The following is a 20,291-nucleotide window of genomic DNA, read 5'->3' on the forward strand; positions in this document are numbered from 1 at the left end:
GCGAGTTTACGCCAGCGTCGTCCATTCCAGCCGCGCGCCGTTCGCGGCCAGCCAAGCGGACAGGCGCGCGGACAGGATGGCGTCGCCGGCCGCCAGCAGTTCGCCGGCTTCGTCCGACAGCAGCGGCAGGCGTTCGCGTCGCCAGGGCCGGATGTCGGCGTCTTGCAGGACGTGTTTGAGCGCGTGCGAATGCGTGCGGCCCGGCAGGGTGATGCGCTCGCCGCCCTGGCGCGCGTGCACGCGCAGCGGCGCGTCGAAGCGCTGCGCGCCGAGCAGGCGCAGGGTGTCGCCGGTGGGGAGCGCGAGCGGCGTGCTGCCGTCCCAAGGAGCCGACCAGTCGGTAGACAGCGGGGCACGGATTGCGCCCCCATGCAGCAGGTTTCGCCAGCGCTGCACGTGTGCGCCGCGCCAGTCGAAGCGCGGGTTGGCGTCGTGCGGCGCGGCGAGCAGTTCGCCTTCGATGCGGGCAATGCCGTTGCCCGGCAGCGGCGGCAGCTCCAGCGCCGCGATCCAGCGGCGCAGCACGCGCGCGCGGCGCGGCGACGGCAGTGCCCGCAACGCGTCGGCGTCCAGCGTGTGCGGATCGCGACGTGCGGCGGTCAATGCCTGCGCGTCTTCGGCTTCCAGCAGATCGCTCGCCTGCGCGCACAGCGCCGCGCTGCGGGCGAAGCCGTCGGCGGCGTGCGGCCAGCGTTCGCGCAGCAGCGGCATGACGGCGTTGCGCAGGAAGTTGCGGTCGAAGTCGGTGCCGGCGTTGCTCGGATCGTCGATCCATTGCAGGCAGTGCGTCTTCGCGTATCCGCAAAGCGCCGAATGGGGAATATCGAGCAGCGGCCGCCACAGCCAGCCGGACGCATGGCGCCGCCACGGACGCATCGCCGCCAGCCCGTCCGCGCCGGAGCCGCGCAGCGCGCGCAGCAGGAAGGTTTCGGCTTGGTCGTCGCGATGATGGGCGAGGGCGAGGATTTCGCCATCGCCCAAGGCATCTGCAAAGGCGGCGTGCCGCGCCGCGCGTGCCGCGCCTTCGATGCCGAGGCCGGACGCGCGTTGGACGTCGACGTGGACGACGGCCATCGATACGCCCAGCGCATCGCAGACGCGCCGGCAATGCGCCGCCCAGCCGTCGGCATCGGCATGCAGGCCATGATGGACGTGGAGCGCGCGCAGGCCGGCGTGGCGGATGCGTTCGTCCGCCGCCAGCAGATGCAGCAGGACGGTGGAGTCCAGCCCGCCGCTGAAACCCAGCAGGATTGGAGATAGCCGCGGCGGTTCGGGCAGGCGCATGCCGCCAGTGTAGGGCGGCGCTTGCTTCGCCGATGGCGGATGCACGCAGCCGGGCAAGCCCGGCTCCAAGGGGTCAGGAGGCGATGTCGTAGGCGCCATAGCCGCGCAGGCGGCGGTAGCGGTTTTCCAGCAGCGTTTCGACCGGCTCGCTTTGCAGCGCATCCAGCTCGTTCAGCAGCACCGCCTTCAGGCGCTTCGCCATCTGCACCGGGTTGCGGTGCGCGCCGCCGGTGGGTTCGCGCACCACCTTGTCGACCAGGCCCAGCGATTGCAGGCGCTTGGCGGTCATGCCCAGCTGCTCGGCGGCGTCCTTGGCCTTGCCGGCGTCGCGCCACAGGATCGAGGCGCAGCCTTCGGGGGTGATGACAGAGTAGGTGCTGTATTCCAGCATGATCGTGCGGTCGCCCACGCCGATCGCCAACGCGCCGCCGCTGCCGCCTTCGCCGATCACCGTGCACACGATCGGCACGCGCAGCTCGGCCATTTCCAGCAGGTTGCGGGCGATGGCCTCGGACTGGCCGCGTTCCTCGGCGTCGATGCCCGGCCAGGCGCCGGCAGTGTCGATGAAGGTCAGAATCGGCAGGCCGAAGCGTTCGGCCAGCTTCATCAGCCGCAGCGCCTTGCGGTAGCCCTCCGGTTTCGGCATGCCGAAGTTGCGCTTGATCTTGGCCTTGGTGTCGCGGCCCTTCTCGTGGCCGATCACCATCACCGGGCGGCCGTCGATGCGGGCCAGGCCGCCGACGATGGCGTTGTCGTCGGCGAAGGCGCGGTCGCCGGCCAGCTCCTGGAACTCGTCGCAGATCACCCGCAGGTAGTCCAGCGTGTACGGGCGCGAGGGGTGGCGCGAGAGCTGCGAGACCTGCCACGGGGTGAGGTCGCGGAAGATGGTCGCGGTGCGCTTGCGCAGCTTCTCCTGCAGGGCGTGCACTTCGGCGTCGATGTTGACCGCCGGGCCGCTGCTGGCCTGCCGCAGTTCCTGGATCTTGGTTTCCAGGTCGGCGATGGGCTGCTCGAAATCGAGGTAGTTCGGATTCATCCGGGCAAGTTTAGCCCAGCCGGGCCACCGTACCGAACCGGACGGTGGCGGCTCAGTGCGATGTCGCCCACGGCCGGGCCAGCTGCACGCTGACCGTGCTGACGCCCGGCAGGCTGCGCAGCAGGCCGGGCAGGGCGGCGTCCACGCGCAGACCGCGGCCGCCGTTCAGGGTCAGCCGGCCGATCCCGGCGGCGGTGGCGGCCTCCAGCAGCACGGGGGTGGGGCCGGCGTGGGCCTTCAGCACTTGCTCGAACTGCTGCAGCGCGCCCGGCTCGCGCAGATCGATGCGGATCGAGATCCGCTGCGCCTGCTGGCCGCAGATCTGCGCGAAATCCCAGCAGCGGCTGGCGCGCAGCGAGAAGCCGCCGTTGAACTCGTCCTCGCGCAGGCCGCCCTCGACCACCAGGATGCGGTCGCGGGTGAGCAGTTGGGCGAACTCCGTCCACTGCTCGTTGAAGAAGCCGCATTCGATCCGCCCGCGCCCGTCCTCCAACTGCACGAACGCCTGCGAATCGCCGCGCTTGCGCATGCCGATCACCTGTCCGGCCACCACCGTCTGCACCATCGGCCGCCAGCTGCGGCCTTCCTGCGGGCGGTTGTTGCGCGAGCCGCTTTCCCAGATCGCGTCCAGCGCGGACAGGTCGTGGCCGACCAGCTTCTGCACGTCGTCGCGGTACGGGTCCATCGGATGCCCGCTAAGGTAGTGCCCCAGCGTGTCGTGCTCGCCCTGCAGCAACTGCGCCAGCGGCCACTCGGTGGTTTCCGGCAGTTCGATGCGGATGTCGGTGCTGCCGCCGCCGAACATGTCGAACATGCCGGCCTCGCGGTTCTTCGCCATCTGGTCGGTGGCCTTCAGCGCCTCCGGCAGCTGCAGCATCAGCGAGGCGCGGTTGACCGCCAGCGCGTCCATCGCACCGGAATGGATCAGCGCTTCCATGGTGCGCTTGTTGAGGCCGGCGGCGGAGACGCGCTGGCAGAAGTCGAGCAGGTCGCGGAACGCGCCGCCTTCCGCGCGGCCGCTCCCGGCATCCTGCCTCCCGCGGCACTCGTCCATCCTTGGACGTCGCGCCGCCACGATGGCCTCGCACACGCCCTGACCCACGCCCTTCACCGCGCCGAGGCCGTAGCGGATGGTGTCCGGCGCGGTCGCCTCGAACATGTAGGTGGAGGCGTTCGCGTCCGGCGGCAGCACGGTCAGCCCGAGGCCGCGCGCTTCATCGAGGAAGCCCACCACCTTCTCGGTCTTGTCCATGTCCGAGGACAGCGTGGCCGCCATGAACTCGGCCGGGTAGTGCTTCTTCAGCCACGCGGTCTGGTAGGCGACCAGCGAGTAAGCGGCCGCGTGCGACTTGTTGAAGCCGTAGCCGGCGAACTTCTCCATCAAGTCGAAGATTTCGTCGGCCTTGGGGCCGTCCACGCCGCCCTTGGCCGCGCCTTCGCGGAAGATCTCGCGGTGCTTGGCCATTTCGGCCGGCACCTTCTTGCCCATTGCGCGGCGCAGCAGGTCGGCGCCGCCCAGCGAGTAGCCGCCGACGATCTGCGCCATCTGCATGACCTGCTCCTGGTAGACCATGATGCCGTAGGTCTCCTGGAGCATGGCCCGGGTGCGCGGATCGGGGTATTCGAACTCCTCGGTGCCGTGCTTGCGCGCCACGAACGACGGAATCATTTCCATCGGGCCGGGGCGGTACAGCGCGTTCAGCGCGATCAGGTCCTCGAAGCGGTCGGGTTTCGCGTCCTTCAGCGCGCGCCGCATGCCGGAGGATTCGAACTGGAACACCGAGCCGGTATTGCCGTTGGCGAACACGTCGCGGTAGACGCTGGCGTCGTCCAGCGGGATCGCGGCGATGTCGAGCGCGTCCTTGCCCTCCGTCGCACGTCGCGCGTTGATCGCCTTCACCGCCCAGTCGATGATGGTCAGGGTGCGCAGACCGAGGAAGTCGAACTTCACCAGGCCGACGGCTTCCACGTCGTCCTTGTCGAACTGGGTGACCGGGTTCTTGCCCAGCGTGCCGTGGTCGTGTTCGGCGAACAGCGGGCAGAAATCGGACAGCGGCGAGGGCGAGATCACCACGCCGCCGGCGTGCTTGCCGGCGTTGCGGGTGAGGTCTTCCAGCTGCAGGGCGAGGTCGATCAGGTCGCGGACGTCGTCCTCGCTGTTGTAGCGCTGGATCAGGTCGGGCGAGGCCATCTCGCCGTCCATCCCGCCCTTGCCCTGGCCCATCGCGTCCTTCAGCGAAATGCCGAGGATGTTCGGGATCAGCTTGGCGATGCCGTCCACCATGCCATAGCCGAAGCCGAGCACGCGCCCGGTATCGCGCAGCACCGCCTTCGCCGCCATCGTGCCGTAGGTGATGATCTGGCTGACGCGGTCGCGGCCGTACTTGCGCGCGACGTAGTCGATCACCTCGTCGCGCCGGTCCATGCAGAAGTCGATGTCGAAGTCGGGCATCGACACGCGTTCCGGGTTCAGGAAGCGCTCGAACAGCAGGTTGTACGGCAGCGGGTCGAGATCGGTGATCTGCAGCGCCCACGCCACCAGCGAGCCGGCGCCGGAGCCGCGGCCGGGGCCGATGGGGATGCCCTGGTTCTTCCCCCACTGGATGAAGTCGGCCACGATCAGGAAGTAGCCGGGGAAGCCCATCTTGCAGATGGTGTCCAGCTCGAACTCCAGCCGCGCGTCGTAGTCCTCGCGGGTCTTGCCGGGAGCGAGCGGATTTTTTTGCAGACGCGCTTCCAGGCCGGCGCGGGACTCGCTGCGGATCCAGCTGTCCAGCGTCTCGTCCGACGGCACCGGATAGGCCGGCAGGAAGTACGTACCGAGCTTGAGCTGGATGTTGCAGCGCTGCGCCAGCGCGACCGTGTTGTCGAGCGCGTCCGGCACGTCGGCGAACAGCGCCGCCATGTCCTCGGTCGATTTCAGGTACTGCTCGGCGCTGTAGTCGCGCGGGCGGCGCGGGTCGTCCAGCACGCGGCCGGAGGCGATGCAGACGCGCGCCTCGTGCGCGTCGAAGCCGGCGGCGTCGAGGAAGCGCACGTCGTTGCTGGCGACTACCGGCAGGCCGAGCTTGCCGGAGGCGTGCAAGGCGAAGCGGTTGAAGGCTTCGTCGCCCTCGCGGCCGGTGCGGGTCAGCTCCAGGTGCAGGTCGTCGCCGAACACGCGCCGCCATTCGGCGAGCTGCGCTTCGGCGAGGTCGTGGCGGTTGGCCAGCGCCAGGCGTCCGGCCAGGCTGGCGCGGCCGGCGATGGCGAACAGGCCGGCGTGATCGTCGCGCAGCCATTCCGGATCGATGGCGACGCAGTCGCCGCGCTGGCCTTCCAGCCACGCGCGGCTGAGCAGGCGCGACAGGCTGAGGTAGCCGGTGTGATCGCGGCACAGCAGGGTCAGCATCGACGGCGCGTCGCCGCCATCGGCGATCATCACGTCGCTGCCGGCGATGGGCTTGATGCCGACGCTTTCCGCCGCCTTGTAGAACTTGACCAGCGCGAACAGGTTGTTGCGGTCGGTCACCGCCAGCGCCGGCAGGTTCAGCTCCACCGCGCGGCTGAGCAGGTTGGGCCGGTCGCCGGCCTTTTCCGGGCGCGCATAGTCCGGCTTCTCGGGCACGCGGATGGTGGAATCCACGAGCGAGAACTCGGTGTGCAGGTGCAGATGGACGAAACGTGCGGGCATCGCGTGGTCGCGTGTTGAACCCGCAGGGTAGGGCCGGGGGGCGGACCGGGCAAGGCTTGACAGGCGCGCGATCCGCGTCCGGTCAGGCGGGCTGCGGCAATCCCGGCAGTTCGTCCTGCACGGGCGTCGCGCCCAGCGCGTCGCGCACCGGCGCGAAGCTGCGGCGGTGCTGCGGGCAGGGGCCGAAGCGGCGCAGCGCGTCCAGGTGCTGCGGACAGGGATAGCCCTTGTGGCGGTCGAAGCCGTAGTGTGGGTGCAGCGCGTGCAGCTCGCGCATGCGGGCATCGCGCGCCACTTTGGCGAGGATCGAGGCAGCCATGATGGCGCGGTCGCGGGCGTCGCCGCCCACCCAGGCTTCGGCCGGGCAGGGCAGGTCCTTCGGCAGCCGGTTGCCGTCGATGCGCGCGCAGTCGGCCATGTGGGCCACGCCGAGCAGCGCCTCGCGCATGCCGTGCATGGTCGCCTGGAAGATGTTGCGGCGGTCGATCTCGTCGGCTTCGACGAACACGATCTTCCACGCCAGCGCGCGCTCGACGATGCGCGGGTAGAGCAACTCGCGCTTCTTCTCGGTCAACGCCTTGGAGTCGTCCAGCCCGTTCACCGGCGTGCGGCCCGGCGCGAACACCACCGCGGCCACCACCACGGGCCCGGCCAATGGGCCGCGCCCGGCTTCGTCGATGCCGGCGATGCGCAGGTTCATGCGCGTTGCAGCAGTCCCGCCACCGCGTCGGCGGCGCGCTGCGAGGCATCGCGGCGCAGCATTTCGTGGATTGCGAGGAAACGCGGCTGCAGCGCGGCGACCGCATCGGCATCGCGGAACCAGTGCAGCAGCGCGGCATGCAGCCTGTCCGGCGTGCAGTCGTCCTGCAGCAGCTCGGGAATCAGCGTTTCCCCGGCCAGCACATTGGGCAGGCTGACGTGCCGCGACTTCAGCAGCCCGAACAGCTTGACGATGCGGTAGGTCAGCGGCGCGATGCGGTGGCCCACCACCATCGGCCGCTTGCACAGCATCGCCTCCAGCGCGGCGGTGCCGGAGGCCAGCAGCACCGCGTCGCTGGCGATCATGATGCGCTGCGCCTGGCCGTCGACGACGCGGAACGCCGGCGCATCGCCGAGGATTTCATCGATGGCGGCGCGGCACTGCGCGTTCGCCGCCGGCACCAGCACGCGCAGGCCGGGTACGTCATCTGCAAGGCGGCGTGCGGCGTCGGCGAAGTCGGGCAGCATGCGCCGGATTTCGCCCAGCCGGCTGCCGGGGAGCAGGGCGAGGATCGGCGCATCGGCCGGTTCGTCCAGCGCCACGCGGGCGGCGGCGCGGTCGGGGTGAAGCGGAATCGCATTGGCCAGCGGATGACCGATGAAAGCGGCATCGACACCGTGTTTCGCGTAGATCGGCGGCTCCATCGGGAACAGGCAGAGCACACGGTCGGCGCTCTCGCCGATCTTCGCCGCGCGGTTCTCGCGCCAGGCCCAGACCGAGGGGCTGACGTCGTGCACGGTGCGCACGCCGCGCTGCTTCAGCCAGCGTTCGACGCCGAGGTTGAAGTCGGGGGCGTCGATGCCGATGAACACGTCGGGTTTCCAGTCCAGCACGCGCTGGCGGAAGGTCTTGCGCAGTTTCAGCAGGCGCGGCAGGTGCGCCAGCACTTCGGTCAGGCCCATCACCGCCAGCTCGCTGGCATCGAACCACGTGTCCATGCCGGCCGTGCGCATCGCATCGCCGCCGATGCCGGCGAACTGCGCATCGGGGAAGCGCGCGCGCAGGGCTTCAATCAGGCCGGCGCCGAGCTGGTCGCCCGAGGTTTCTCCGGCACAAAGCGCAATGCGAACAGTCATGCTGCTTCTCGCATGGAAATCGGGTCGCGCCTGCGGCGGGGGCGGACTCCAACCAAGCGAGTATCGGGGAGCGACTTGGAGTCCGCCCCCGCCGCAGGCGCGACAAGGCCGATCAACTTCACCGCAGCAGCGGCCGCTCGCCGGCTTCGATGAAGTCGAGGAAGGCGCGCACGTCGTCGCTGTCCGCGGCGATCTCGGCCAGTTCGACCTTGGCCTCGTCCAGCTTCGCCTCGCCCATGTACAGCGCGCGGTAGGCGCGCTTGATCGCGGCGACGCGCGCCGCGTCGAAGCCGCGACGCTTCAATCCTTCGGCGTTGATGCCGCGCGGCCGCGCGTATTTTTCCTGCGCCACCATCAGGTACGGCGGCACGTCGCCGTTGACGAACGCGCCCATGCCGATGAACGCGTAATCGCCGATCCGGCAGAACTGGTGGATGCCGGAAAAGCCGCTGAGGATGACGTGGTTGCCCACCGTCACGTGCCCGGCCAGCGTCGCGTTGTTGGAGAACACGCAGTCGTTGCCGACGATGCAGTCGTGGGCGATGTGGCTGTAGGCGAGGATCCAGTTGCGGTGGCCCAGCCGGGTGATGCCGCCGCCGTCGCCGGTGCCGCGGTTGATGGTGACGAACTCGCGGATTGAATTGCCGTCGCCGATCTCCAGCTCCACGCGCTCGCCGCGATACTTCTTGTCCTGCGGCTCGCCGCCGATCGCGGCGTGGCCGTGGAAGACGTTGTCGCGGCCGATCCGGGTCGGGCCCTCGATGGTGCAGTGCGGCCCGATTCGGGTGTTGTCGCCGATCTCCACCTCCGCGCCGATCACCGCATAGGCGCCGACCTGCACGCCCGCGCCGAGGCGCGCGCGCGGATCGATGGCGGCGGTGGGGTGGATCGCGGTCCCGGACATCGCGCTCAGTCCTTCGTCGCCGCCGCGCACAGGATCTCGGCGCAGGCGACCTGCTCGCCGTCGACGCGGGCCACGCCCACGTACTGCGCCATGTTGCGGATGCGGCGCCTCAGCTCCACGTCCAGCTCCAGCCGGTCGCCGGGCACCACCATGCGGCTGAACTTGGCGTTGTCCACCTTGACCAGGTAGAAGGTCTGGCCGTCGCCCGCGCCCGGATCGCGCGAGAGCTGGGTGAGCAGGCCGCCGGCCTGCGCCAGCGCTTCCACCACCAGCACGCCCGGCATCACCGGATGGCCAGGGAAATGGCCGGTGAAGAACGGCTCGTTGTAGCTGACGTTCTTGTAGGCGAGCACGCGCTTGTCCTTCTCGAACTCGACCACGCGGTCGACCAGCAGGAATGGATAGCGGTGCGGCAGCAGGCGCTCGATCTCGGCGCTGGTGACGGGCAGGCTCACGGGTGCGGATGCATCAGTCATTCGTTGTCCTTGCCGCCGTCCGGGCTGCGCCGGGCGATGCGGTCGAGTTGCTTGAAGCGAGCGGCGCTCTTGCGCCAGCTGCGATTGTCCATCAACGGCGTGCCGGAAGAATACTCGCCCGGCTCGCGGATCGAGTGCGTCACCAGCGACATCGCGGTGATCACCACGCGGTCGCAGATTTCGAGATGGCCGAGGATGCCGGCCGCGCCGCCGATCAGGCAGTGCCTGCCGATCCGCGCGCTGCCGGCCACCGCCGAGCAGCCGGCCATCGCGGTGTGCGCGCCGATGCGGACGTTGTGGCCGATCTGGATCTGGTTGTCGAGGCGCACGTCCTCTTCGAGCACGGTGTCTTCCAGCGCGCCGCGGTCGATGGTGGTGTTGGCGCCGATCTCGCAGTCGTCGCCGACCACCACGCCGCCCAGCTGCGGCACGTTGATCCAGCGTCCGGATTCCATCGCCAGGCCGAAGCCGGCGCCGCCGAGCACGGCGCCCGGCAGGATGCGCACGCGTTTGCCCAGGCGCACCCGGGTCAGCAGCGTCACGCGGGCCTGCAGCTCGCAATCCTCGCCGACCTCGCAGTCCTCGCCGATCACGCAGCCGGGGCCGACGACGGCGCCGGCGTGGATCCGGCTGCGCGCGCCGATGGAGACGTGCGGGCCGACGCTGGCGGCGGGATCGACGTGCGCTTCGGGATCGACGGCGGCGGTCGGGTGGATGCCGGCAGGACGCGCCGGTTTGCGCTCGAACAGCGCGGAGATGCGCGCGAACGCCACGTAGGGATCGCGCGCGACCAGCGCGGTGCCGTCGCGCGCGTCCGCATCCGCTTCGCGCACCACCACCACGCCGGCCCGCGTCTGCGCGAGCTGGGCGCGGTAGCGCGGATTGGCGAGGAAGCTCAGCTGCGCGGGCGCGGCGTCGGCCAACGTGCCGACGCCGGAAACCTTGCGGTCCTCGCCGCGCAGTTCCAGCCCGAAGCGTGCGGCAAGCTCGGATGCAGCGAAGGCCGGCATGCCCGTGCCGCCGCTCACGTCAGAGCTGGCCGCCGAAGTTGAACTGCAACCGTTCGACCTGGTCGCCGTCCTTCTGGCGGAGCGGCAGCGCGTAGCTGATCGACAACGGCCCCATCGGCGAGCGCCACAGCAGCGCGATGCCGGCCGAAGCGCGCAGCTCGTTGGCGCTGAAGTTGTCGTAGCCGTCGTAGACGTTGCCGAAGTCCAGGAACGCGGAGACGCGCGCCGACGGGCTGTCGAACAGCTTCGGGAAGATCGCCTCCACCGAGCCGGCCAGCAGCATCGAACCGCCCAGCGGCTGCTTGTAGCCGTAGCTGGAGGACCAGGACGGGCCGAGCGTGTTGTCGGTGAAGCCGCGGACCCGGCCGTTGGAGGAGATGCCGCCGGCGTAGAAATTCTCGAAGAACGGCAGGCCCTGGGCGGTCACCGTCTTCTTGAAGTCGGGCGAGGTGGTCAGGCAGGGATCGGTGCCGGCCGGTCCGGGGACCGAGGTGTCGGCGACGCCGTCGTTGTTGGTGTCCACCAGCGTCGGCGCGGTGTAGCAGATGTTGCGGGTGAACGTCTTGCCGTAGGAGTCGCCGTAACCCAGGTTCAGCGCGGTCTTCAACACCAGCGCCTGGCTGAGCGGCCAGTACTTGGACACGTCGTAGGACAGCTTGAAGTATTCCACCGTCGAACCCGGCAGGGCGATTTCCGCCGAAATGTTCTGAGTGCTGCCGACCACCGGGGTGAAGTAGTTGTTGCGGGTATCGCGGCCCCAGCCCACCTGCGCCTTCCAGGTGTGGAAGGTGCGCTGGCCGACCGCCTTGATGTAATCCACCAGCGGCGTCGGGGTGGAGCCTTCGTAGGCGAGGATCTCGTTGGTGTCGGCGCCGAGCATCACCGAAATCGAGTCGCTCTCGCTCAGCGGAATGCCCATGAAGACCTGGAAGGCGCCGCTGTTGGTCGAATACTGGGCGACGTTGAAGCTGGAGTAGTCGAACTCGCGCCACCACACGTTGTAGCCCAGCGACAGGCCGCCGTCGGTGAAGTACGGATTCACGAACGAGAAGTCGTAGCGCTTCTGGTAGTCGCTGCGGGTGACCGCGGTCGAGACGCGGTTGCCGGTGCCGAGGAAGTTGTTCTCGGACAGCTGCAGCGACAGGTTGAGGCCGGACAGCTGCGAATAACCGACGCCGGCCGAGATGCTGCCGGAGGTGGTCTCCTTGACCGTATAGACCACGTCGACCTGATCGTCGGCGCCGGCCACCGGCTCGCTCTCCACCTCGACGGTCTCGAAGTAGCCCAGCCGGTCCAGGCGCACCTTGCCGCGGTCGATCGCCGCCTGCGAGTACCAGCTGCCCTCGAACTGGCGCATCTCGCGGCGCAGCACCGGATCGGCGGTGCGGGTGTTGCCCTTGAACACGATCCGGCGCACGTTCACGCGCGGACCCGGTTGCACTTGGAAGTCCACGCCGACGGTGCGCTTGTCGCGGTCGATGCTGGGGATCGGGTTGACCCGCGCGAAGGCGTAGCCGATGTTGGACAGGCGCGCGGTGATCGCGTTGGTCGCCAGTTCCAGCAGGCCGCGCGAGAACACGTTGCCGGGCCTGATGAAGCCGACGATGGTTTCGATCTCGGACTTCGGCAGCACGGTGTCGCCGGAGACGGTGACGTCGGCGAAGTTGTACACCTCGCCCTCGGTCATGCCGGCGGTGATGAACATGTCCTTGCGATCGCCGCTGATCGACACCTGGGTGGAATCCAGGCTGAAATCGACGAAGCCGCGGTCGAGGTACCAGGAGTTGAGCTTCTCGATGTCGCCGGAGAGCTTCTCGCGCGAGTACTGGTCGTCGCGCTTGTACCAGCTCAGCCAGTTGCTGGTGTGCGATTCCCAGCCCTTGGTGATGTCTTCTTCCGCGTATTTCTCGTTGCCGATCAGGTTGAGGTGGCGGATCTTGGCCGCCTTGCCTTCCTTCACGGTAATGGTCAGGTTGACGCGGTTGCGGTCCAGCCGCTCCACCGACGGCGTGATCTGCACGCTGTACTTGCCGCGGTTGTTGTACTGGCGGGTCAGTTCCTGGGTGACGCGGTCCAGGTTGAGCGGATTGTAGGTCTCGCCTTCGGCCAGGCCGATGTCCTTCAGGCCTTTGGTCAGGTCCTCGGTCTTGAGGTCCTTGTTGCCGGACAGGGTCAGCTTGTTGATCGCCGGGCGTTCGACGACGGTGATCACCAGGATGCCGTCCTGGCGGTCCAGCCGCACGTCCTGGAAGAAGCCGGTCTTGTACAGCGCGCGCATCGCCTCCGCCGCCTTGCCGGCATCCAGGGTGTCGCCGCGCTCCACCGGCAGGTAGGTGAACACGGTGCCGGCGCCGATGCGCTGGAGGCCGTCGATGCGGATGTCGCTGACCGTGAAGGGCGCGAATGCCGTCTGCGCCAGGGCCGGCAGCGAAAGCGCCGAGGCCAGGGCAAGGGTGAGCAGGCGGCGGTGCAGGGGTCGGGTCATGCGGAACATCCTGTGGGTGTTGCGGGTGCGGGCGAGCCCTGTCCGGGGCGTCCGGTTGCGGTCGATGCCGGGACGCGGGGCGCGTCGTCGCGGCGCTTGTGATGCGTCACGACACCAGGTGCAGGATGTCGTTGTAGAAGGCCAGTCCCATCAGCCCCGCGACCAGCGCGAGGCCGACGTACTGGCCCACGGCCATGGCCCGCTCGCCCAATGGGCGGCGGATGACCAGCTCGATAAGGTAATACAGCAGATGACCCCCGTCCAAGACGGGGATGGGCAGCAGGTTGATCAACGCCAGACTGACCGACAGCAGGGCCAGGAAGTTCAGGAACCAGGCCGGGCCGCGGGTGGCGAAGTCGTTGGCGGCACGGGCGATGGTGAGCGGGCCGGAGACGGTGTTCTGCACCGACACCCGGCCGGCGAAGGCGCGGCCGATCATGTCGACCAGCTGCTTGGCCTGGAAGCCGGTTTCGCGCACGGCGGCGGGAATGGCGGCCAGCGGACCCAGCCGCAGCACCGCGTCGTGCGGCGGGACGCCGGGCGCCGCGTTGGCGATGCCGAGGATCCAGTGCGGCTTGCCGTCGTCGCCGGCGATGCGCTGCGGCGCCAGCTCCAGCGCCAGCCGCTCGCCGTCGCGCTCCACCTCGACCATGCCCGGGCCGCCGCGCTCGCCCAGCCGGGCCACCAGCGGGGCGATGTCCTCGAAGCTCGCCACCGGATGGGCGTCGATCGCGGTGATGCGGTCGCCTTCGGCCAGTACGCCCCAGGCGGGGGTGCCTTCGCGCACGCTGCCGACCAGCGCCGGCAGCAGCAGGTGGCGCGGCACCAGCCCGATGTTGCCCAGCAGGCGCAGTTCGTCCGCCTGCGCCGGCAGCTTCTGCAGCGGCAGCGTGCGGGTGGCGGTGCCGCCGTCTTCGCGACGGACCTGCAGCGGCACCGGCTGGCGATCCAGCGCGGCGACGGAGAGCGCCATGCCCAGCTCGCTCCAGGTCGGCGTCTCGCGGTCGCCCACCGCCAGGATGCGGTCGCCCGGATGCAGCCCGGCCTGCGCGGCGAGGCCGCCGGCGCTGCCGACCACCGGCGCGTAGTCGGGGCGGCCGATCACCAGCATCGCCCACAGCAGGCCGAACGCCAGCAGCAGGTTGGCCAGCGGGCCGGCGGCCACGACCGCCATCCGCTGCAGCACCGGCTTGCGGTTGAAGGCGCGATGCAGCTCGTGGGCGGGCACGTCGCCCTCGCGCTCGTCCAGCATGCGCACGTAGCCGCCCAGCGGGATGGCCGCGACCACGTATTCGGTGCCGTCCTTGCCGAGCCGCGACCACAGCGGCTTGCCGAAGCCCACCGAGAAGCGCAGCACCTTCACTCCGCAGCGTCGGGCGACCCAGAAATGGCCGAACTCGTGGAAGGTGACCAGCACCCCCAGCGCCACCAGCAGCCACCACAGCGAGCCGAAGAACGTGCTCATGCGGCGGCTCCGCGGGCGGGCAGGGCTTCGATGCGCGCGCGCGCGGCTTCGCGGGCGCGGGCGTCGGCAGCCAGCAGCGCATCAATCGAATCGGCGGGCTGCGACGGCATGGCGTCCAGGACGGCGGCGACGGTGTCGGGGATGTCCAGAAAACCGATCCGGCCCTGAAGGAAGGCTGAAACCGCCTCTTCGTTGGCCGCGTTGAGCGCGGCGGGCGAGGTGCCGCCGGCGGCCAGCGCGTCGAACGCCAGCGCCAGGCAGGGGAAAGCGTCCAGATCGGGCGCCTCGAACTCCAGCCGGCCGCCCTGCGCCAGCAGATCCAGCGCGCCGACGCCGGAGGCGATGCGGCGCGGCCAGCCCAGCCCGACTGCCAGCGCGGTGCGCATGTCCGGCAGGCCGAGCTGCGCCAGCGTGCTGCCGTCGACGAAATCGACGAACGAATGCACCAGCGACTGCGGGTGCACCAGCACGCGGATGCGCTCGCCGGGCACGCCGAACAGATGGTGCGCCTCGATCACTTCCAGCCCCTTGTTCATCAGGCTGGCGGAATCGACGGAAATCTTCGGGCCCATCGACCACTTGGGATGCGCCACCGCCTGCGCCGGGGTGACCGAGGCGAGCGCCTCTCGGCTCCAGCCGCGGAATGGGCCGCCGGAGGCGGTCAGGGTGATCCGCGCGGCCGGGTTGCCGTCGGCCAGGCACTGGAAGATCGCGTTGTGCTCGCTGTCGATGGGGACGATGGCGGCGCCGTGCGCGCGCGCCTCGCGCATCAGCAGTTCGCCGGCCAGCACCAGCGATTCCTTGTTGGCCAGCAGCAGGCGCTTGCCGGCGCGCGCGGCGGCGAGCGTGGAGGGCAGGCCGGCGGCGCCCACGATCGCGGCGACCACGGTGTCGCAGGCGTCGCCCGCCACCAGCGCGTCCATCGCCTCGCCGCCCGCGTGCGCCTGCGTGGGCAGGCCGGCGTCGCGCAGGCCGTCGCGCAGCGCGACGTAGCCGGCGTCATCGGCGATGACGGCGTGCTCGGGCCGGTGCGTGCGGCACAGCGCCAGCAGCGCGTCCACCTTGCTGCCGGCGGCCAGCACGCTGGCGCGCATGGTCTGCGGATGGCGCGCGATCACGTCCAGCGCGGACGCGCCGATCGATCCCGTGGCTCCCAGCACCGCGACTCGCTGCATCGTCAGAACCCCAGCCAGATCTTGCCCAGCGCGAACACCGGCAGCGCCGCCAGTACGCTGTCGATGCGGTCCAGCACGCCGCCGTGGCCGGGGATCAGATGCCCCGAGTCCTTCATGCCGACGTGGCGCTTGAGCAGGCTTTCGAACAGGTCGCCGGCCACCGAGAACAGCACGGTGAAGATCGCGACGAGGATGACCGCCGGCAGCTGCGCCGCAGGCGTGCCGATGACCAGCGCGCCGACGACCGCCACCAGCATCGCCAGCGCGACGCCGCCGATCAGGCCTTCCAGCGTTTTGTTCGGGCTGATCCGGGGCGCCAGCTTGCGCCCCGCGAACCACCGGCCGCCGAACTTGCGGCCGGCGAAATACGCGCCGCTGTCCGCCGCCCACACCAGCAGCAGCGCCAGCAGCAGCCAGCGGTGGCCGTGCGGTTCGCTGGAGTGGATCACCGCCAGCGCGCACCAGGCCGGCACCACCGCGGCGGTGCCGGCGGCCAGCTTGAACACGCGCGCGTTGCCGTCGTGGCGGGAGGCGAAGTCGTAATGGCGCAGCCACAGCAGGGCCAGCAGCCACCAGACCACGCCCAGCACCACTGCGAGCTGGAACAGCGGCAGCGCGCCGGCGTGCGGCGAGCGCGAACCCCACACCAGCGCCACCATCAGCGCCAGGTTGCAGGCCAGCAGGATCGTGCGGGACAGGGCGTCCTCGACGTCGGCCAGCCGCAGCCATTCCCACAGCGCGGCCAGGAACACCACCGCGCTCAGCAGCATCAGCCAGCCGGTGGGCAGCAGCAGGACGGCGGCGATGACGGCCGGGGCCATGACCAGGGCGGCCAGGATGCGGGTCTTGGTCACGTCGTACCTCCAGGGGCGTGGCGCTTCACCTGCGCGCTGGTCAGGCCGAAGCGGCGTTCGCGCCCGGCGTAGTCGTCCAGCGCGGATTGCAGCAGCGCGGCGTCGACGTCCGGCCACAGCGCATCGGTGAACCACAGTTCGGTGTAGGCGAGCTGCCAGAGCAGGAAATTGCTGATCCGCAGCTCGCCGCCGGTGCGGATGAACAGGTCGGGCGGCGGCAGGTCGGCCAGCGCCATCCGCGCGTCCAGCGCAGCCTCGTCGATCTGGTCCGGGCGCAGCCGACCGGCGGCCACGTCCTCGGCGAGGGCGCGCGCGGCGGCGGCGATTTCTTGGCGTCCGCCGTAGCTGGCGGCGATGTTCAGGTGCAGGCGGTCGTTGCCGGCGGTCAGCGCCTCGGCGGCCTGCATGCGGGCGAGGATGGCGGCGTCGAAGCGGCCGCGCTCGCCGATGAAGCGCAACCGCGCGCCCAGCCGGTGAAGCTCGTCCACCTCGCGCTCCAGCGCACCGAGGAACAGCTTCATCAGCCCGCCCACTTCCTCGGCGGGCCGGTTCCAGTTCTCGCTGGAAAAGGCGAACAGGGTCAGCGCGCCGATGCCGCGGTCCAGGCAGAACTCCACGCAGCGCTTGACCGCGCGCGCGCCGGCGCGGTGGCCGATCAGGCGCGGCCGGTGGCGCTGCTGCGCCCAGCGGCCGTTGCCGTCCATGATGATGGCGAGGTGGCGCGGAACCGCGGCGGCGCTGGTCATGGCGCGGCGTCGCAGTGCGGGCAGGGCGGTTGCGGCATGGCCGACAAGGGCGGCCGCCCTCAGACCGACATCAGTTCGGCTTCCTTCGCCTTCACCACGTCGTCCACGTCCTTGATGGCGCTGTCGGTGATCTTCTGGATCTCGCCTTCCGTGCGCGCGCTGTCGTCCTCGGTGATCTGCTTGTCCTTCAGCAGTTCCTTCACCTGGTGGTTGGCGTCGCGGCGGATGTTGCGGATCGCCACCTTGGCGTCCTCGCCCTCGCCGTGCACGACCTTGGTCAGGTCCTTGCGGCGTTCCTCGGTCAGCGCCGGGATGTTGAGGCGGATGGTGGTGCCGGCGGTGTTCGGGGTCAGGCCGAGGTCCGAGGCCAGGATCGCCTTCTCCACCGCGCCCACCATCTGCTTTTCCCACGGGGTGATGACGATGGAGCGGGCGTCGGCCACCGACACGCTGGCGACCTGCGACAGCGGCATGTCGGAGCCGTAGTAGTTCACCTTGATGCTGTCCACCAGGCCGGCGTTGGCGCGGCCGGTGCGGACCTTCACCAGGTTGTGGCGCAGCGCCTCGATGCTCTTGGCCATGCGGGCCTGGGCGTCTTTCTTGATCTCGTTCAACATGGCGGCGGCGCTCCGGAGGAATCTGCAAACGCGCGATTATAAGCGGCGCGGGCGCCGCCGGGCGCGGTTCAGTCGCGGGCGCGGACCAGCGTGCCGATCGGTTCGCCGCGCAGGATCTTCAGCAGCACGCCGGGCTGGGCCATGTCGAACACGCGCAGCGACAGGCTGGCGTCGCGGCACAGAGCGAACGCGGCGGTGTCCATCACCTGCAGGTTGCGGGCGATGACTTCGTCGTAGGTCAGGGTGTCCAGCTTGACCGCGTCGGCGTGCTTCTTCGGGTCCTTGTCGTAGACGCCGTCGACCTTGGTCGCCTTCAGCAGCAGGTCGGCGCCGACCTCGATGGCGCGCAGCGCGGCGCCGGAGTCGGTGGTGAAGAAGGGGCTGCCGACGCCGGCGGCGAAGATGCAGATCCGGCCTTTTTCCAGGTGGCGCACGGCGCGGCGGCGGATGTAGTCCTCGCACACGTCGTTGATCTTGATCGCGCTCATCACCCGGCACTTGGCGCCGAGCTTCTCCAGCGCGTCCTGCATCGCCAGCGCGTTGATGACGGTGGCCAGCATGCCCATCTGGTCGCCGGTGACCCGGTCCATGCCGCCGGCGGCCAAGCCGGCGCCGCGGAAGATGTTGCCGCCGCCGATCACCAGCGCGACTTCCGCGCCGGCGTCGCGCGCCTCGATCACTTCGCGCGCCAGCCGGTTCAGCACCTTCGGGTCGATGCCGTAGTCCTCGTCCCCCATCAGCGCCTCGCCGGACAGCTTCAGCAGGACGCGGCGATAGGCGAGATTGGACATGGAGACTCCGGGCGATGGAAACCCGCGGATTCTAGCGGAAAGCGCCCGGGACGCGGCGGCTCAGTCGTCTTCGCCGGGCTGCGTGCCGTGCTGGCGGACGCGGTTGCGGCCGTCGCGCTTGGCGCCGTAAAGCACGTTGTCGGCGGCCTGCAGCAGGTCGCGGACGTTGTCGAACTGGCAGCCGGGCGCGTTGTTGTGGGTGGCGATGCCGGCGGAGAACGTGGTGTGCACCGGGTGGCCGTCGACCACCGCCATCGGGGTACGGGAGACTTCGTTCAGCAACCGCTGCAGGACCTGCTCGGCGGCGCTTTCGTTGGAGTAGTTGAGGACCAGCAGGAACTCCTCGCCGCCGTAGCGGGCCACGAAGTCGGTGCTGCGCAGGACGCGCTGCACGGTCTGGGCGAACTGGCGCAGGACCTGGTCGCCGACCAGGTGGCCGTAGCGGTCGTTGATCTGCTTGAAGTCGTCCAGGTCGATCAGCGCGACCGTCATCGGGTGCATGGTGGCGGCGGCGAATTCGCGCTCCAGCACCTCTTCCATGTGCAGGCGGTTGTAGACGCCGGTCAGCGGGTCGCGCCGCGCCTGCTCGGTCAGCTGGCGCATGCGTTCCTCGGTCACTTTGACGTCCTGGTGCGCCTGCGAGGCGTCCTGGATCTGGCGCAGGTTGCGCAGCACCAGCAGTTCCTTGGCCTCGTCGGAAATGGCCTGCAGGTGGGCGGGGTGCTCGATCCGCACTTCGAAGATGGCGCTGATTTCCGGCAGCGAGGCCGCCATCAGCGACAGCACTTCGTCCAGCGCGTCGAGCCCGTTGCCGGTGCAGGCCTCGATGCGGGCCAGCGCGGATTCGCGCAGGGCGCCGCTTTCGTCGCCATCGGCCAGCCACAGGTCGGCGATCGGGCCGGAGGCCTGCACGCAGCGCAGGAAGGCATCTTCGGCGGCGCCCGATTCGCTGCCCGCGATGGTGTCCACCAGGTAGTCCGGCAGGTGCCAGCGGCGCGCCAGCCAGGCGCCGACTTCGGCGTGGTCGGCGTCGAAGGCCTCGCGTTCCAGCCCCAGCAGGGCGGCGTTGCCGTCCGCCTTGGCGCACAGCGCGGAATAGTCCTCCGGCATCGCCTGCAGCAGGGCCAGCCGGCCGATGTCCTGCAACAGGCCGGCCAGCATCAGGGTCTCGGCGCGCTTCAGGTTGGCCTGCTGGCCCAGCAGGCGTGCCGCCATCGCGCCCAGCACGCTGCGCCGCCAGATGCGTTCCTGCAGCTCCGCGGTGCCGTTGTGGCCGCGCAGGCCGTGGACGAGGGAAAAGCCCAGCGCCAGGCTGAGCGTGGCGTTGAGACCGAGCATCGCCATGGCCTGCGCCAGCGTCTCGGTGCGGCGCCGGGTGGCGTACAGCGGCGAATTGGCGACCCGCAGCAGGCGCGCGCTCAGCGCCGGATCCAGGCCGATGACCTGCGCGGCTGCGCCCAGGGTGGCGTTGGGGTCCTGCGCCAGGGCGATGATCTGCAGCGCCACCCCCGGCGGCGAAGGCAGGTTGCGGCAATGCAGCAGGGTGGTTTCAAGTTCCGTTCGCATCGCGCCGTGGATTGAATCCCGTGGGCCCAAGTATGGGCGTGAATGGGGCTTGTGATAAGCCGGCGCACTGAGGCATCGATCCCGTTTTGATGTACGGGATCGGCCCGGCGCGGCGGCCATGGGCGCGGAATGGTCGAGAAAGCCTGCGCTTCCGTTGCGCCGGAGATCCCGGCGCCGGAAACGAAGAAGCCCGCGATGCGCTCGCGGGCTTCTTCGTTTTTTGCTGTCTGGCGCCCGAAGTTGGACTCGAACCAACGACCCCCTGATTAACAGTCAAGTGCTCTAACCGGCTGAGCTATTCGGGCGAGGTCGCGCATTGTATGCGGGTCGTTGCGGTTGGGCAAGCGTGCGCGGGCAAAGTGTTTGCGCCGAC

15 protein-coding genes, 1 tRNA gene and 1 pseudogene are annotated in these 20,291 nt (G+C 69.8%); all 17 read right to left on the minus strand.

The annotated features are described in order from the left end of the window. Positions 1-6: 6 nt before the first annotated feature. The 17 genes and pseudogenes from tilS to H9L17_RS13095 all read right to left on the minus strand — a co-directional run bounded on the left by tilS (position 7) and on the right by H9L17_RS13095 (position 20,223). On the minus strand, positions 7-1,284 hold the full coding sequence (gene tilS, locus H9L17_RS13015) for a tRNA lysidine(34) synthetase TilS (RefSeq protein ID WP_187569856.1): 1,278 nt from the start codon (positions 1,282-1,284) through the stop codon (positions 7-9). Positions 1,285-1,357: 73 nt separating this feature from the next. Further along, a complete protein-coding gene (locus H9L17_RS13020) occupies positions 1,358-2,320 on the minus strand; it encodes an acetyl-CoA carboxylase carboxyltransferase subunit alpha (RefSeq protein WP_187569857.1) in 963 nt (320 codons plus the stop codon). A 52-nt stretch (positions 2,321-2,372) separates the two neighbouring features. After that, positions 2,373-5,993, minus strand: coding sequence for a DNA polymerase III subunit alpha (dnaE, locus tag H9L17_RS13025; RefSeq protein ID WP_187569858.1), 3,621 nt, complete (start codon positions 5,991-5,993; stop codon positions 2,373-2,375). 82 nt (positions 5,994-6,075) lie between these two features. Further along, positions 6,076-6,693, minus strand: a complete 618-nt coding sequence (locus H9L17_RS13030) for a ribonuclease HII (protein WP_187569859.1) — start codon at positions 6,691-6,693, stop codon at positions 6,076-6,078. Continuing rightward, positions 6,690-7,889: pseudogene (gene lpxB / locus H9L17_RS13035) on the minus strand (lipid-A-disaccharide synthase); the annotation flags it as partial. The gene H9L17_RS13030 and the pseudogene lpxB, both read right to left, overlap by 4 nt. Before the next feature lie 58 nt (positions 7,890-7,947). Further along, complete coding sequence (lpxA, locus tag H9L17_RS13040) at positions 7,948-8,733, minus strand: acyl-ACP--UDP-N-acetylglucosamine O-acyltransferase (protein ID WP_187569861.1); 786 nt, start codon at positions 8,731-8,733, stop codon at positions 7,948-7,950. Positions 8,734-8,738: 5 nt separating this feature from the next. Then, positions 8,739-9,209 (minus strand): 3-hydroxyacyl-ACP dehydratase FabZ, encoded by a 471-nt coding sequence (gene fabZ / locus H9L17_RS13045; protein ID WP_187569862.1) that lies wholly within the window; start codon positions 9,207-9,209, stop codon positions 8,739-8,741. After that, complete coding sequence (gene lpxD / locus H9L17_RS13050) at positions 9,206-10,219, minus strand: UDP-3-O-(3-hydroxymyristoyl)glucosamine N-acyltransferase (RefSeq protein WP_187571967.1); 1,014 nt, start codon at positions 10,217-10,219, stop codon at positions 9,206-9,208. The genes fabZ and lpxD overlap by 4 nt, the downstream gene beginning before the upstream one ends. Before the next feature lie 19 nt (positions 10,220-10,238). Beyond that, positions 10,239-12,704, minus strand: a complete 2,466-nt coding sequence (gene bamA / locus H9L17_RS13055) for an outer membrane protein assembly factor BamA (RefSeq protein ID WP_187569863.1) — start codon at positions 12,702-12,704, stop codon at positions 10,239-10,241. A 106-nt stretch (positions 12,705-12,810) separates the two neighbouring features. Then, complete coding sequence (gene rseP, locus H9L17_RS13060; RefSeq protein ID WP_187569864.1) at positions 12,811-14,169, minus strand: RIP metalloprotease RseP; 1,359 nt, start codon at positions 14,167-14,169, stop codon at positions 12,811-12,813. Then, positions 14,166-15,344, minus strand: a complete 1,179-nt coding sequence (gene dxr, locus H9L17_RS13065) for a 1-deoxy-D-xylulose-5-phosphate reductoisomerase (RefSeq protein WP_425507349.1) — start codon at positions 15,342-15,344, stop codon at positions 14,166-14,168. Before dxr ends, rseP begins: the two co-directional genes overlap by 4 nt. A gap of 2 nt (positions 15,345-15,346) precedes the next feature. Continuing rightward, entirely contained in the window at positions 15,347-16,198 is an 852-nt protein-coding gene (locus H9L17_RS13070) for a phosphatidate cytidylyltransferase (RefSeq protein ID WP_187569865.1), read from the minus strand. Beyond that, positions 16,195-16,944, minus strand: a complete 750-nt coding sequence (uppS, locus tag H9L17_RS13075) for a polyprenyl diphosphate synthase (RefSeq protein WP_187569866.1) — start codon at positions 16,942-16,944, stop codon at positions 16,195-16,197. The genes H9L17_RS13070 and uppS overlap by 4 nt, the downstream gene beginning before the upstream one ends. Before the next feature lie 59 nt (positions 16,945-17,003). Further along, positions 17,004-17,561, minus strand: a complete 558-nt coding sequence (gene frr, locus H9L17_RS13080) for a ribosome recycling factor (RefSeq protein WP_187569867.1) — start codon at positions 17,559-17,561, stop codon at positions 17,004-17,006. A 68-nt stretch (positions 17,562-17,629) separates the two neighbouring features. Next, a complete protein-coding gene (pyrH, locus tag H9L17_RS13085; protein ID WP_187569868.1) occupies positions 17,630-18,352 on the minus strand; it encodes a UMP kinase in 723 nt (240 codons plus the stop codon). A 60-nt stretch (positions 18,353-18,412) separates the two neighbouring features. Further along, complete coding sequence (locus H9L17_RS13090; protein ID WP_187569869.1) at positions 18,413-19,918, minus strand: GGDEF domain-containing protein; 1,506 nt, start codon at positions 19,916-19,918, stop codon at positions 18,413-18,415. 228 nt (positions 19,919-20,146) lie between these two features. Then, a tRNA-Asn gene (locus H9L17_RS13095) sits at positions 20,147-20,223 on the minus strand. Positions 20,224-20,291 lie beyond the last annotated feature (68 nt).

The organism is Thermomonas brevis (assembly GCF_014395425.1).
GTDB classification, from domain to species: domain Bacteria; phylum Pseudomonadota; class Gammaproteobacteria; order Xanthomonadales; family Xanthomonadaceae; genus Thermomonas; species Thermomonas brevis.

Coding starts and splice junctions, on each gene's coding strand:
- pyrH (WP_187569868.1), bottom strand. CDS start 18,352: ATGTCCAATCTCGCCTATCGCCGCGTCCTGCTGAAGCTGTCCGGCGAG.
- uppS (WP_187569866.1), bottom strand. CDS start 16,944: ATGACCAGCGCCGCCGCGGTTCCGCGCCACCTCGCCATCATCATGGAC.
- H9L17_RS13090 (WP_187569869.1), bottom strand. CDS start 19,918: ATGCGAACGGAACTTGAAACCACCCTGCTGCATTGCCGCAACCTGCCT.
- dxr (WP_425507349.1), bottom strand. CDS start 15,344: ATGCAGCGAGTCGCGGTGCTGGGAGCCACGGGATCGATCGGCGCGTCC.
- fabZ (WP_187569862.1), bottom strand. CDS start 9,209: ATGACTGATGCATCCGCACCCGTGAGCCTGCCCGTCACCAGCGCCGAG.
- lpxA (WP_187569861.1), bottom strand. CDS start 8,733: ATGTCCGGGACCGCGATCCACCCCACCGCCGCCATCGATCCGCGCGCG.
- bamA (WP_187569863.1), bottom strand. CDS start 12,704: ATGACCCGACCCCTGCACCGCCGCCTGCTCACCCTTGCCCTGGCCTCG.
- H9L17_RS13020 (WP_187569857.1), bottom strand. CDS start 2,320: ATGAATCCGAACTACCTCGATTTCGAGCAGCCCATCGCCGACCTGGAA.
- frr (WP_187569867.1), bottom strand. CDS start 17,561: ATGTTGAACGAGATCAAGAAAGACGCCCAGGCCCGCATGGCCAAGAGC.
- tilS (WP_187569856.1), bottom strand. CDS start 1,284: ATGCGCCTGCCCGAACCGCCGCGGCTATCTCCAATCCTGCTGGGTTTC.
- rseP (WP_187569864.1), bottom strand. CDS start 14,169: ATGAGCACGTTCTTCGGCTCGCTGTGGTGGCTGCTGGTGGCGCTGGGG.
- dnaE (WP_187569858.1), bottom strand. CDS start 5,993: ATGCCCGCACGTTTCGTCCATCTGCACCTGCACACCGAGTTCTCGCTC.
- H9L17_RS13030 (WP_187569859.1), bottom strand. CDS start 6,693: ATGAACCTGCGCATCGCCGGCATCGACGAAGCCGGGCGCGGCCCATTG.
- lpxD (WP_187571967.1), bottom strand. CDS start 10,219: ATGCCGGCCTTCGCTGCATCCGAGCTTGCCGCACGCTTCGGGCTGGAA.